Source organism: Achromobacter sp. RT286_PF, assembly GCF_059760425.1.
Genome location: NZ_JCBAMR010000002.1, coordinates 341012 through 355106 on the forward strand (window position 1 = coordinate 341012; position 14095 = coordinate 355106).

General features: G+C 61.2%; 13 protein-coding genes. All 13 read right to left on the reverse strand.

The window, feature by feature from the left end; genetic code table 11:
• Positions 1 to 53: 53 nt before the first annotated feature.
• Positions 54 to 1667, reverse strand: a complete 1614-nt coding sequence (locus AC6LJY_RS03380) for a Na+/H+ antiporter (RefSeq protein ID WP_498135297.1) — start codon at positions 1665 to 1667, stop codon at positions 54 to 56.
• Between the two features lie 141 nt (positions 1668 to 1808).
• Positions 1809 to 3035 (reverse strand): beta-ketoacyl-[acyl-carrier-protein] synthase family protein, encoded by a 1227-nt coding sequence (locus tag AC6LJY_RS03385; protein ID WP_498135298.1) that lies wholly within the window; start codon positions 3033 to 3035, stop codon positions 1809 to 1811.
• Positions 3025 to 3438, reverse strand: coding sequence for an acyl carrier protein (locus AC6LJY_RS03390; protein ID WP_448706733.1), 414 nt, complete (start codon positions 3436 to 3438; stop codon positions 3025 to 3027). Before AC6LJY_RS03390 ends, AC6LJY_RS03385 begins: the two co-directional genes overlap by 11 nt.
• Before the next feature lie 166 nt (positions 3439 to 3604).
• Positions 3605 to 4795 carry a fimbrial protein gene (locus tag AC6LJY_RS03395; protein ID WP_498135299.1) on the reverse strand — a complete coding sequence of 397 codons (1191 nt, stop codon included), beginning with the start codon at positions 4793 to 4795 and terminating at the stop codon, positions 3605 to 3607.
• A complete protein-coding gene (locus AC6LJY_RS03400) occupies positions 4786 to 7299 on the reverse strand; it encodes a fimbria/pilus outer membrane usher protein (RefSeq protein WP_498135300.1) in 2514 nt (837 codons plus the stop codon). Before AC6LJY_RS03400 ends, AC6LJY_RS03395 begins: the two co-directional genes overlap by 10 nt.
• A complete protein-coding gene (locus tag AC6LJY_RS03405) occupies positions 7296 to 8048 on the reverse strand; it encodes a fimbrial biogenesis chaperone (RefSeq protein WP_448706736.1) in 753 nt (250 codons plus the stop codon). Before AC6LJY_RS03405 ends, AC6LJY_RS03400 begins: the two co-directional genes overlap by 4 nt.
• A gap of 90 nt (positions 8049 to 8138) precedes the next feature.
• Positions 8139 to 8675 carry a fimbrial protein gene (locus AC6LJY_RS03410; protein WP_448706737.1) on the reverse strand — a complete coding sequence of 179 codons (537 nt, stop codon included), beginning with the start codon at positions 8673 to 8675 and terminating at the stop codon, positions 8139 to 8141.
• 234 nt (positions 8676 to 8909) lie between these two features.
• A complete protein-coding gene (locus AC6LJY_RS03415) occupies positions 8910 to 9443 on the reverse strand; it encodes a fimbrial protein (RefSeq protein ID WP_498135301.1) in 534 nt (177 codons plus the stop codon).
• A 54-nt stretch (positions 9444 to 9497) separates the two neighbouring features.
• Positions 9498 to 9905: a hypothetical protein gene (locus tag AC6LJY_RS03420; protein WP_448706739.1), complete on the reverse strand. Its 408-nt coding sequence runs from the start codon at positions 9903 to 9905 to the stop codon at positions 9498 to 9500.
• Positions 9906 to 10092: 187 nt separating this feature from the next.
• Positions 10093 to 11481 (reverse strand): amino acid permease, encoded by a 1389-nt coding sequence (locus tag AC6LJY_RS03425; protein ID WP_498135302.1) that lies wholly within the window; start codon positions 11479 to 11481, stop codon positions 10093 to 10095.
• Between the two features lie 158 nt (positions 11482 to 11639).
• Entirely contained in the window at positions 11640 to 12182 is a 543-nt protein-coding gene (locus AC6LJY_RS03430) for a fimbrial protein (protein ID WP_498135303.1), read from the reverse strand.
• A 261-nt stretch (positions 12183 to 12443) separates the two neighbouring features.
• A complete protein-coding gene (locus AC6LJY_RS03435) occupies positions 12444 to 12782 on the reverse strand; it encodes a hypothetical protein (RefSeq protein WP_498135304.1) in 339 nt (112 codons plus the stop codon).
• A 162-nt stretch (positions 12783 to 12944) separates the two neighbouring features.
• A complete protein-coding gene (locus AC6LJY_RS03440) occupies positions 12945 to 13592 on the reverse strand; it encodes a response regulator (RefSeq protein ID WP_498135305.1) in 648 nt (215 codons plus the stop codon).
• Positions 13593 to 14095 lie beyond the last annotated feature (503 nt).

Sequence of the window (14095 nt, forward strand, 5' to 3'; positions counted from 1 at the left end):
TGTGAAATGCACAGGCGACGATAGATGCGATGCCGATCTGATGCGTCGGAGCGCTAGCGCAGTTGCGCCTCATGCAGATCCAGCAACCGGACCTGTTCGCGTGCCAACGCATCTGAAATCCGGTGCGTGCGAGCCAAATGGAAAACGGCTTCTCGCGATGCGGCAATCGCTTCCAGGCGCAATTGCCGTTCGATTTCAGCCTGCTTGGCGACGTCTTCGGCCGATGCCCCGTCAGGCGTCTCGCCCGCCTGGCGGCGCAAGGTGGCGATCAAACTATCGGCAACCTCCATATAAAGAGACGCCTGGTCCGGGTGCTCGGCAACCCGCTGCTTGGCGCCCTGCGCCACACTGTCCAATGCCGCCTGAAGCATCGCTTCCTGCGCCAGCGAAGCCTCGCGCTGCACCCGGCTGTTGGCGGGGAAGTGCAAGCCGCGCATCAAACCGGGCAAGGTCACGCTGGCAAGCAACAACGAAAACACAATGACCATGGCCGCCAACGACACCGCCAGGTCCCGCGCGGGAAACGGGGCCCCGCTGTCCAGGGCAAAGGGCAACGTCATGACGCCGGCCAGCGTCACCGCGCCGCGCACCCCGGCCACCGACACGGCCAGAATCACGCGCAAGCCCACCTCGGGCGGCGGCAGGCCGCGGCGCCGGGCAGCCATGGCACTGAGCTTGAGTGACACCGTCACCCACAGCAACCTGCAAAACACCAAACCCAGGCACACCGCCAGGCCATAGACCGGCAGCCAATACAGTGACTGGCCACCGGCCTGCCCCGCTGCGCGCGACAAGCCGGCCAGGATGGTGGGGAACTGCTCGCCCAGCAGCACGAAGATCATGCCGTTAAGCGTGAACTGCACCATGTCCCAGACCGCCCGGCGTTCCATGCGCGTGGCGGCAAGCGCCCGGCCAGACAGCTCGGAATAGCTCATCATGATGCCGGCCGCAACCGCGGCGAGAATGCCGGAGGCGTTCGCGTGCTCGGCAACGAAGTAGACGAAAAACGGTGTCAGCAGGCTTAGCAGCACTTCGGCGCCCGGCTCTTCGCCCAGCCGGCGCGTGATGAACGTTCTTAGCTGCATGACCAGCCACGTCAACCCGGCGCCAATCGACAAACCGGCAATCGACACCCAGAAAAAAGACAGCGTCGCCTGCGACAGCGAAAACGTACCGGTCGCGGCCGCTGCCACGGCAAAACGAAAGGCAACCAGGCCGCTCGCGTCGTTGAACAACGCCTCGCCTTCCAGAATGGCCATCATGCGCCGGGGAATGTGGACGCGGCGCGAGATCGCCTCGACCGCAACAGGATCCGTCGGCGAAACGATGGCTGCAATGGCGAAGGCCACGGGCAGGGGCACCTGCGGAATCATCCAATGGATCAGGTATCCCACACCGATCACGGTGAGGAACACCAGGCCGAACGCCAGCTGCAAAATGGATGACGATTCGCGCAAAACCGCCAGCTTGGACACCCGCCAGCCGTCCAGGAACAACAAGGGCGGAAGGAAGAATAAAAAGAAAATGTCGGGTTCGATCAACACGCCCCGCTGAAACACGGCGGCGATCAGGAACCCCAGTGCGATCTGCACAAAAGGCAGGGGGACGGCAAGGGGAATCAAGCGGACCAGGACGCCGCTGAGCAAAACGGCGACCAACATCGCCATGACAACCGTAAAAGTCCCCAACGCTTATCCCCGAAAGCGGGCGCCCTGTCGGCGCTGACGATGCGACATTAACCTTGCCTGGACCGGCACGCAATTGCGTTCGTTGTAATGCCGCATCGCGGGCGCGGATGACCCGATGCGTCAGCTCAGGTTTGCCTTTCTGAACGCCAGCACGGCGTTATTGCCGCCCATGCCGAACGAGTTGCTGATCGCCGCATCCAGCGCCGGCAACGGCCGTGCGGCGTCAGGCACATAGTCCAGATCACATTGTTCGTCGCCGGCTTCAAAGAACAGTGTGGGCGGTACTATCGCGCGCGCCACCGACATCGCCGTGATGGCCGCTTCAATGGCGCCGGCTGCGCCGATCGTATGGCCGAGCGCGCCCTTGATGCTGCTGACCGGCACGGCGCCCGCCTGATCGCCGAACACGCGCTTGATGGCCGACGTCTCGATCCGGTCGCCCACATAGGTGCCGGTGCCGTGCGCGTTGATGTAACCGACGTCCCCGGGGGCCAGCCCGGCATCGGCCAGGCATCGCGACATTGCCAGCGCCTGCCCGACGTCGTCGGGACGCAACGGATGCGTGCCGTCATTGCTGACGCCGTAGCCGACCAGCTCGGCAATCACGACGGCGTTGCGCGCGCGCGCATGCGCTTCGGATTCCAGCACCAGCATGGCTGCCCCTTCCGCCAACGCAAATCCCGAGCGCCGAGCACTGAACGGGCGGCAGCCGCCCGCGCTGGAGTCCTCGGTCATGTCCGCGCAAAGCACGTGCAGCTGCCTCCATGCCTTGACGATGATCTCCGTCAACATGGATTCCGTCCCGCCCGCGATGGCCACATCCAGATAGCCGTCACGGATGCGGCGAAACGCTTCACCGATGGCCACGGCCCCGGCCGAACAGGCGGTGGCGTAAGTCTGCGCCTCTGCGGTGGACTTCAACGTTTGGGCGATTTGCGCCGTGGCGGCGTTGGGCATGACCGATGGCACCACCAGGTAGGTGCGCCGGGGCGACAAGCCATGATGGATTTCGACGGCTTCGGTCAGCGAAGACACGCCGCCGATCCCCGTTCCGACAAACACGCCGCATTCGCTTTGCTGCTCACGGGTCAGCGCGGCCTGGGCTAAAGCCTGGTCGGCAGCGTACTGTGCCAGCAAGGCAACACGATCCATGGATCGCAGTTGGCTGGGCGAGGCGTCCACCACGACAGGCTCGCGGACGAAGCCGACCTGCTTGTCGACAGCCATGTCGGGATGCTTGCCGACGCCGCATCGGCCCGCGACCAGCGCATCGAACGTTTTCTCCGCTGTGTCGCCCAGTGGCGAGGCCATGCCGATAGCGGTGATGAAGACTCTGTTACGCGGCATCGCTGGCCCCCCCGCCTGGCGCTTTCGGCGTCTCAGCGGCGGCAGGCACGGCGTTTGCAGCCGCGGCCGCCTCCTGTCTGGCGGCATCGATGCGCGCAACGACCGCGCGCATGTAGGCCATCAGGCTGTTGAGGTCTTCGGGAAAGGAGTTCGTGATTTCCTGCGGCTGGTACGCGCCATCGGTCGGCAACATGTCGTCGGTCGTGATCTGGAATTCAGTTTCGACCTCCAGCAATATTTCCAAAATAAGAATGGAGTCGAAATCGCTCATCACCTGCACGAAGGGCTTGCCTTCAAGCAGCGCATCGCGATCGCAGCGGCCGATCGACGATATGATCGTCGCCAGCGTTTCCCGAAGCTGGGGGTCCTCTGGCAAGGGCGGAATATCAGGCAAGGTTCGCATTCAAGCACCATTAGTTTGCATTGTCGTTAACTGTCATCCGGGTGTCGTGTCACCGCGGATAGTCCCAGGCTCGGCGGACGAACCCATGGTGCTGACTGCTTGGCAACCCTACAGAAGGCGGTCCGCACCGATACCGCCCTCTGCCTTGCATCCCCCTGCGATGCCGTCAACTATACGTAAAGGTTACGGTGGCCGTCGACTTGACCGTGCCGGCGCTGATGGCGCCGCCCACGCGCAGATACGAAGCACCAAGCTTGTAGGACCACGCCGATGTGGGCTTGGCGCCAATGGCGGTGCCTCGATTGGCGTCGGTGGTATTGAACGTCGCCATGCGATGTTGACCGATGGCCGGGTCATACAGCCACAACCGGACGCCCACTCCCTTCGCGCCATTCGCATCCTGGTTCAACAGTGTGCCCGGATAGGATGCGCCGGCGACATAGATGGAAGACAGCCTGACCGTGGGAGACGCCTGACTGGCAGCCGAGCATTCCACCTGCAACTCGGTTTCATACAGTGCGTTCTCGCCTGCGCCGCTGTTCATGGCGGCCATGCTGACGTCATTCAGGTTGATTACCAGGTTGCCCGGATTCTTGACCGTGCAGGTCGGCGTACTGATGGTGATGTTGCGATCCAGCCCCACCCGGAACAGGCCCGGCAACCCATTAACCGCCGCCGACACCGAAGCCGTGCCGTAAACGTTGCTGGAATTGATTGTTCCCGGCTTGATCTCGGCGCCGGTCGCGACAAAATCGATCCGCGTCCGGTAGTACCCCCGCGTGCTCGACGACATGGGAAAAACCAGCGCACCCTGCGAATAGGAGTTGCTGAACTGCTGAGGCGCAGCCAGTTCCTCGCCTTCACCGATGTAGTAATAGACACGGTATCCAATGCCTTGGAGGCCGGTCGCATAGCTTCTTGAGGCGGCGTCATACGTGCCGTTGCCGGTGAAATACTCCACCGTTCCCATGGGACAGTTGTAAAGCGGGGCCGCCAAGCCCTGCGATTCCCCTTCAAGCGTGGGATAGGAGCGCTCGGCCGTCGAGAAAAGCACGTCGCCGCGCGCTCCGGACGTGGGCAGGGGTTGTGCCACCCGAAGGGGCGACACCGTGTAGCGGTTGCTCGTGGCCGAGTACGCCAGATACTTGTTCCCCTTGCCGGTGGTGCCGCCGTTGTTTACGGTACATGCCACGGCCCGCGTGTCCAACGGGCCGGCGCTCGCGTCCTGCGCAATGCCGCCCAGGCAGGCCGCCAACGTCACGGCGGCCAGCAAGGAATGCCCGGTTACGGGCCGGACGGGACCGCCAAAGCAAATTTGTGGGCGCCCGTTGGGGCGCATTATTCCGATCAGGCGCATGTCAATTCCTTTTTCACCTCTTCGGTCTTCAGCTCTTCGACCGACACGTCAATTTCAAAGGCGCAGTGCCGTTCCTGCTGCGTGCCCCACTTCACGACGAAGTGATTCGCGCCTTGCAGACCGGTCAACCACGCGCGCCCAACAGGTCCCACGACGCCGCGCTGCTCTCCCTTGGCGTCGTAGATTGCCGCGCCAAAGGGAAGATCCTGTCCGTCCGACCCGCGCAACGTCGCGATAAGCGTGCGTCCGATTGCCGTGTCAAAGCGCGCCACCGCGATAGCGCCCCGCGTCGGCACGACGGTCTGCACGTTCTGCTCGATCGTGGCCGCCTGATCGTCAAGGTTCGGCGTCAGCGAGATCCGGTTCTCCCGGTACGGGCTGGCATACGGAATCAAGGCTCGGCCGGAACCATCGGTACGCACACCGGGATAGGAATCCACCTGCACGCCGGCAGCCCCGGGGGCCTCGACCACTACGGCGGTTTCGCCCAGCGATTGCCCCAGCAACACGCCCTTGCTGTCCACGACCATGGCGCCGCTGAAGTCGACGTTGGTATTCGAGTTACGGCGAGAATAGGCGTGGCTAAGGTTGCCCTGGCCTATTGGCGAGGCATAGCCGACTGACCCGTAAGCGTGGGCGCCGTTATCGCCGCCGCCGGAACTCACGCCCGTCTGCAGGGCATAGGTAGCCGAATAGTCGTCATTCAAGGCGCCATTCAAGTTGACGTCATGGCTCGTGCCCTGGCCGGAGCTGTGGTTCATCGAATAGCTTGCCGTGTGCGAGCCACCCAGCGGAATGCTCAACGTGAACATGACCGTGGACTGCCGGTCCTGCCATGGGCTTTTGTTCACGCCCAGGTTCACGGAATAGCCGACCCGGCCAATGGCACTGGAAAAGCCCAGCTGCATGTATTCCGATTTGCGCGACGCATTCCGGTAGCCGATACCAAAATAGTTGAACGACAGCGAGCCGACGCTTCCCATCCGTTGCGACAACGACAGCTGATACTCGTGTTGGCGCTGGTAGCCCTGGAAGAAGCCGCTATCGGTACGATCGCGGATGGCGTCTTCCAAGCTACGAAAGCCGGTTGAGTTATAGCGGTAGCCGGCCAGCGTGAAGTCCGTGCCGCTGCCCGGAAAGGACTTGGCGTACTGGACGCGCGCGGCGGTGCCGACCAGCGTCTTTCCGTCGGCCTGTCGCGAGCGCGAGCTGGTGGTATCCACCGACACCGCACCCAGCGATTCCATGTTCAGCGCCAGGCCCAACGCGCCCGCGTGATAGCCGCGCTCGGCCGTTGTCCAGCCGCCGTAGGCGGTCAATCCGTAAGGCAGGCCATAGGCCAGCGTGAACTGCCCCAGCATGGGCTTGTCCTCGCCATAGTTGGGCCGGTGCTGGCCCACCGCGAAGTTGTAGTTCCAGATACCCTCGCGCATCATGGCGGGCAAGGCGGAAAACGGCTGGAAAAACCGCGTCGTGCGGCCGCCCAGCTCCTCGATTTCGACCTCCAGGTCGCCCGCGCCCGGCGTTGAGTACAGATCGTCGATCACGAACGGGCCGGCCGCCACGAACGTGGAATAAATGACATGCCCGTTCTGGCGAATGGTCACCTTGGCATTGCTCGGCGCAACGCCGCGCACGACAGGCGCGTATCCGCGCATGCTGTCCGGCAGCATGCCTTCATCAGATCGCAACTGCACGCCGCGAAATCGGGTCGATGTAAACACGTTGCCCGACGTCGAACTATCGCCCAGGCGAAGCCATCCGCGCCAAGCGGCGACGTCGCGCTCTGCGTAAAAATCGCTCCAATCCCATTTGGACCCGTTGTCGCTCTGAAAATACGTGCCATTGGCCCGCAGGCGCCAGGCATCCGCGTTGAATCCGTTGCGCAAGCTGAGAAAGCTGCTTCGGTTATTGGAATTGCCCGAGCCACCCGAGCTGCGCATATCGTTGTATGAAAAACGGTAGGACGACCAGAACGCCGTCTCGCCCACGTCCCAAAGCTCCTGCGACACCACTCCGCGCGCCTGGCGCACCAGTGCGGCCTGCGGGATGGACAGGGTCAACAGGTTCTTGTCGGCATCGAAAGCGGCCGAGGACGACGGAATGAGCGCCAGGGTTTGCGTGCATTCGATGTCCTTTGCCTGCGCCAGATACGGGAACGCGAGCATGTTGACGCCGATTGCTTCCAACAACGACACAGGCAGGCATGGCTGGGCATCTTCCTTGCCCGGAACCGTCACGAACTCGATCTCCTTGGCGCCTACAAACTGACCGTTCAGGCGCAACGACACCGACTTCATCCCCGGCAGCACCCGGTTGGAAAAGGCAAATACCGACAAGTCCACATCGGGCTGATTCTTGCCTCGATACAGAAAGCTATTGTCGAATGCCGTGGCGGCCTGCGTCGGCTCGGCCGCCCGGACGGACGGCTCTCCCGCCAAACCCAGAATCACCACCGTGCCCACAGCCATACAGCGGCCCGGCAGCTTGCGCCCAAGTTTCACTTCGCTTCTCCAGCCGCTGCCTCGATGGTTTTCGCTTCGCGTTCGCCGGCGGAGACGGTGGGCCACGCGTCAATGACACCGTAGTCGTTGACGACTTGCGGCGTTACCGACAGCGCGCCCGCCGGGCACTTGCCCAGAGGGATGTAGGTCGTTTCCAGTGGCTTCGCGATGACGGCCTTGCCCAGTTCTTCCGGCTCTCCGGGAACATCGATGCGGGCAAAGTTGATGGTGTAAGCCGAGGCGTTGTCCACGGCGAGGCGGCAGCTCTTGCCGTCTCGCACGACAGACCACTTCGACTGCTCGGCGCCGCGCGGCAGCTTCTGAATGGCTTCCGGGCGATAGAACAGCTTGATGCGGGTGCGCGTAGCCAATGTCAGGCTATTGTCCGCAGAGTCGCCTTTCTGCGGAATCTCCAGCACGTTTACCCAGTAGTACGACTCGCGGTCCTTGGGGAAATCATCGCCCACGCGCGTGATGTTCAAACTGCGCTCGCTGGCCGGATCAAAGCGGCTCAATGGAGGCGTAATGAAGAACGGCGTCTCCATCTCCTCGGCGTCGCCATCGATCCAGGCCTGCACCACGTAAGGTGACGTCGTCAGATTCTTGGCAAAGAGCGCCACGTTGCGATCTTTCTCGTTCATGATCGCTCGGGTGCTGGACAGCTGAATGGCGGCGTGGGCGGCGCTGCCGGCGATCAGGCAGGAGGCGGCTACGCACGCCGGAAGGATACGTCTGAAGAATAGGGTCATGGCTCGATCCAGCGAATTCGCGCGCGCCAGCGCGCATGGGCTAGGGAAGAAAAGTGGCGCACCCCGAGGTTGTCAGGATGCGAAACGTGATCAGGCGTAGGTGAGCGTCACCGTTGCCGTGGCGTTGGCAACACCGGGGCGTTGCGTCGATCCGACTTTCACGTAAAACGCCTGAAAGGCGAATGTCTTCTTGTTTGACGTCACGTTGAAACTGAACGGATTGGTTCCGTTGAAATAGACCGTTTGGCTGGTCGCGGCATGGGTTGAATCGCTGCTCTTCATCATGACGCCGAAGCCCTGCGCAGCCCCTGTTCCGCTTGTCAATGCAAGCGTCATGGAGTCGCTTGCGAGCGTGCCGTTGAACCTGATGGACGCCGTGCTCAAGGTGTTCAGCTCGCACCCGCCCAGCGTGATGTTGAAGGTCTTCCAGAACTTTTGCGGCAACACGATGCCGCTCGTGAAATCGCTGATCGAAACGTCGCCGAGATTGACGGCGTCTGCCTCGATCGTGCAGGGCGTGTTGGTAATTCTGCCCGTGACATTCAGCGTTGCCGACTGTGCCTGCACGGCGCCTGCGGCCAGGCACAGCGCCACCATGGCAAGAGGCTGTTTAAGGTTGAATTTCATAGATGTGGGCCATAACGGACGCGCACGCCGGATGCTCAGCAACTGCCGATGCGCGCATGCGATTGAATTTGGGAATTCGTGCCTGCCTCGCGCCGGACACTTGGGCTTGGCGACATCTGGCACGTTGTTTTTCGGACCGCGTCAATGCGGTCGACAACGATCCACCTGGACGGGAGGCGGAACCCGGGCTCACCCGGATTCCGCCCAAAGGGGCGCGAGGCCCCTTCCGGGTGCTTACGAGTACTGAACTTCGAACAGGGCCCGGGCGTTGGCCTTACCGGCGGTCACGGCCGCATCGGTGGCTTCGTAGAACGCCTTGAAGTTGAAGTTGTTGGTGCCCTTGACCAGGTTGTACGAAGCGCCGGGGCCACCCACTGCGATGGTGGTGCCGTCTTCGGCCACCAGGCCAACTGCCACGCCCTTGGCGCCGCTGCCGTTTTCCAGGCTCAGCAAACGGTTGCTGATGACGCTACCGGCGCCGGGACGGAAGGCGATAGAAGCGGACGTGGACACGGTCGTGTCGCAGCCCAACAGCGCGATCGTGAAGTTGGTTTCCGGGCCCTTGGAGCCGACGCCGGAGAACATGTTCGTCGAGATGCTGCCCATCTTCACAACCATGTCGGCGCCTTGCTGACCGCCACCGATCGAGCAAGCCGACTGGGTGATGTCACCCTGGAAGGAGATGTTGCCGGAATCAGCGGCGGCAGCGGTGCCGGCGGCGACCATAAAAGAGGCGGCCAACAGAGTGCTGAGAAGAGTCTTAGTCATGATTTTTATGAAACCTGGTTTGAGTTACGTCGTTAAGAGAAATATTTTCGCCAATCAACCGCCAACGCCGAATTGCGGGGAATGGTGTACTTGCGAAAGCCTGCCGACTTGCGCGATGACCGCCAAACTGCCGACTAACAAGTTGGCGGGCCAGAAAACGCCCCGCCGAATAATCAAACCCATTAAATGCGGTTTATTATTTACGCCTCGTTGATATTTAATATCAGCCACCATCCCCCGGACAGCATGGGCAAGAACACGAGACAGCAGCGGATGCTTACGCATCAACCGCAGACACGGCACTGCCCAAAGGCGGTATCCCTGGTAAGACGTCGCAGAAAACCTCTGTGCGCAATCGCTTGCGTCGTAAGCCCAATCCGAAACGGAAATTAGCGCTTGGCGACGCAGTTCGGTGCAGACAATCTTCTGTTGATAGTCGACCCAGATACCTAACTTGCTCATTCGATTTACTCGACGTGTTGATTTAACGAAAAGGCTTTTGCCTTGCATCGCTCCACAATCTGAGCGTGATGAAATAATAGATTGCGTGCGAGTTTATTAATATCAGTCCAGAACGAAATAACGGTAGTACCACGATCAAAACTAGTACCCGTCCTATTTTCTGAGAAATCCTTTCAGACCTTTGCGTTTATGACGGGATTTCCCGGCTTGACATCGGAAGGGCCGGCGCTACGGTTGGCATGGATGCGCAGACGCCGGAAGCCCTGGGCGCGCATAACGCCAGCATCGACAAAAACGGAATGCCATATAACAGCGCGGGCGCAAACGCTTGGATCCATAGCGTGGATAGCGTCACCGCCCCGATCACAAGTGCACCCAGCGCGCCATGCCAGCCGCTCCAGCGCCGCGCGGCATTCTGCGGCAGGCGCCGGAATTGGACATAGGCCAGAAATATAGAGATCCATATCCCCAGCATGGCGGTGATGGCGATGGAAGACACGGCGACGTACACCACGCCGGGAAAAGCGTGATGCGCGGCGTAAACCGCCACCGCCAGCAACGTCACGGCAGTAACCGGCGCTCTAAGCTTGGTGCCTTGCGCCAGCACTGCGGGCGCCTGACCCGCGCGAGCCATGCTGAACAGCATGCGCGAACCGCCATAGATCTGGCAGTTCAAGATCGACACGACGGTCACCACCATCAACACGTTGAATGCCAGCCTGGCCCCGGGCACCTGCGCAAGCTCAAGCAGGAACACAAAAGGCGCCATCGCGGGCGGCGCAACTTCATACCATTGGAACCACGCGGATGCCGCCACACCGGCCACGACAAGCAGGGCGACCACGCGCGTCGCGGTGCGCATGCCGTGGCCGACGGACGCGCTGCGCGCATGAGTCTCCGAGGCGGCGACAGACACGATTTCCAGACCAATGAAGCCCATCGTCGCAATGGCGAAGGCCTGCCATAGCGCTGGCGCATGCAGGTCCTGCATGAAGTCAGCGGAGGCGATGCGCACAGCCTCGGGTGAAACGTCCGCTGCGCCCATCGCGTAATGGCTTGCCAGGGCGATAAGCGCCACCAGTGCCAGCCCTTTTATCGCAACAAGGGCCGATTCGACCCAAACGAACACGCGCGCGCCTGCCAGGTGCATAACGTTCAGCCCTATCAGCAGGCCGACCGCGACTACCACCGGCGGCAGTGGCGCGAACCAAGCCGCGAAGGTGGACTCCAGCATGGCAATTTCGGTGCCGACGATTGCCACGACGGACACGACATAAGCGGCACGAACGACAAAGCCGGTTCGGCGCCCCAAAAAGGCTTCAGCATAGGAGCCGAAGGCGCCCGGTGTCGGGTGCGCAGCCGTCAATTCCGACAGGCAGCGCATCAACAGCATGGCGACCAGCGCGGCCGCGCCATAGCTCAATACAGCGGCGGGGCCCGCCACCATGAGCGCAAACCCGCTGCCTGAAATAACGCCGTAGCTGAGGACGGCGCCCAGGGCGATAACCGTAAGCTGGCCTGGCGAAAAGACAGCGGGCAGGCCGGCATCCCGGCGAATGATCTGATTGATTTTCATGATGAGATAAATGTGGGTTCATCACGAGTTTGCAGGACGCGAACTGCACGTTCAATCAGACGGGTACGAAGCACAATGCGGCAGTGCCGGCCGGGGGCAAGACGGGCGCCCTAAATCAGAAGGTGATGCCAAGAAGGTGATGCGGACCGCGGGGGGGGTTATGAATAGCTGAGCGTTACCGTCGCGGTCGCGTTGGCGATGCCCGCGCTGCGCACCGGTGAAGAAGGCACAACAATATATCGGGCCAGAAAGCCAAAGGTGCTTTTTTTGGAGCCGATATTGAAGCTGTAGGTTTCGCTGCCATCGAATCTGATAATGCGGCCGTTGTCGCCATGGCTATAGTCGTTTGTAACGACTTGCACGCCTATGCCCTTCGCCGCGCCCGTACCCGCCGTCAAGGCCAGTACGCCGTTGTTCCCTGCGGGGGTGCCATTGAATCTTAGCGATGCCGTCGTCAAGGTGTTGATATCGCACTCTTGAAGGCGGACGTCGAAACCCTTGGAATACCGCGCCGCGGGAACCGAGGCGACGGCGAATTCAGTAATCGGAACATCACCCAGCGATACCGCATCCACCGTAATCGAGCACGGCTGAATGGTGACCCGACCATTAACGGTCATGGTATAGGATTGCGCCTGAACGCCGGCAACGGTCAGGCTTAGCGCCAGCAAAATAAACGGGCGCTGAAGATAGATTTTCATTTTTTATAATCCGGGCAGTCGTCAACGTGCCGGCAATTGCGGCGCGACGCGTGCGTCGCCGTAAGTCAACGCACATTACTTTTTAGTTTACCCAGGGGCCCCAAGGCTTTGAATCGTATGGGACTCAAAAAAACGCCATAAAGCCGGATTTATCGTACCCGTCCTATCTTTTCGGCATTTTTTTTGGGGCCAACGGTCGGGATAGACCGCTGGCCCCGCGCGTACCGCGCTTACCTCGGCCGCAAGACGGGCCGGTATGGTCTACAGATAGGACAACGTCACAAGTTGACCGTAGCGCCCGGGTTGAACGTCGGAGCCGGTATTGGCTTTGGTGCTGGAGTTGCCCAGCGCCACTTGTTCGACGCGCTTGTCCACGCTTCGCGACTGCAATTCAGATTGGCTGATAGCAGCGACCCCTGATCGGGTTTGGCAATGCAACTGCGCCACTGCCTCCTTACCCACCCGCACGGCGGCCACCTGGCAATTGGTGGCATCTACGATGGCGCCTTGAAAGTAAATCCTTCCCCCTTCGGCAGCAGCCAACGAGGGACTCAGGGCGACAACGAGGAGGAATGTTCGGACGGATCCATAACGGGCCATGACATCTCCTTTTCGCAAACAGGCAGAGAAGGCGAGATGCCCTCTCTTACCCATTTACGGCGCCTTTGCCCCAAAGCTTTAACGGTGCGCGGCGCGGTCCGTCGATTGGCGTGTGCACGGCTTGCCAAAGCGCACGGACGGGTATGTCCGGTGGCGCCAGCGTTACGCCGCCAGCCCCGATCTGATGCCGTAGCGAACCAGGTCAATATCGTTGTCGACGTCCAGCTTGCGCATAGCCGCGCGCTTGTGCGCACCGACCGTCTGCTTGCTGCGGCTGAACTTCATCGCGATCTCACTTAGTGAAAGGCCAGCCAGAAAATGCCGCAACACTTCCATCTCACACCACGTCAAGGATGCGAGTCGATCGACACGCGGCTCCCGCACTTCGCGTTCCAGTGCCGACTGGATCTTTGGCGATCGATAGGACTGCCCGTTGTGCGCGGCGCGCAATGCAAGATGCAACTGCTCGGGCTGATCGGCCTTGCTGACGATCGCCTTGACTCCCAGGCGCTCCAGGGCAAGCAGCACGTTGCAATGGATGATTGAAGTCAACACGACTAACTGCACGCGGGGATAGCGACGCCGTATTCTCGCGAAAAGGCTAAGGCCATCTCCAAAATCGGCGCCCTGCATGACGTAATCGCTAACCAGCACATCGCACTCATGCTGCTTAAGAACGTCGAACAGTTCAGTCGAGTTGAAGGCGCATGCCACCACCTTGGCGGCGTCTGCCGTCGCAATCTCGACTTGCACACCCTTGACGCAGATCGGATGCCCGTCTGCGAGAACCACCCGGATGACGTCTTGCATGGCATCCCTCATGCGGTCCGGACGTCAATGCGGCGCCACGGTTCGCGCCCGACAGCGTTAGGTTGGTCAGGCTGCCGAGCGGCGGAGATACCACGATGACGAATTGGCCTGACAGACAGAGCGTGCGATAGATTGCTCATGCAAATTCCTGATGGTCCGCTGAAGAAAGTACGTCGAGCCTATCCACAATAGGCAAGCGCGACAATCGGACTCGAACGAAGGGTTCGACAGGGCGCATGGGACTGGCCAACATTGGCCGGGCGCCGCGCGCAAGCATGCACTCCGATCAGCGAAACGCCGCATCAGAAATCGATAGACATTCAGGGGGGATGTTTGATCCAGGATCCGCGCGTTGACTGCGGCCATGGAATCGAGAAGGATGAAGATGTGAGCCTAAGCTCACATCTTCGACGGGTGCTTTCCCGCGGGTGGCTGCCTAGCAAGCAGCGGCACCCGCACGGGCGGCGGGCCGCCGGAATCAGACGTTAAACGGAAAGTTATGG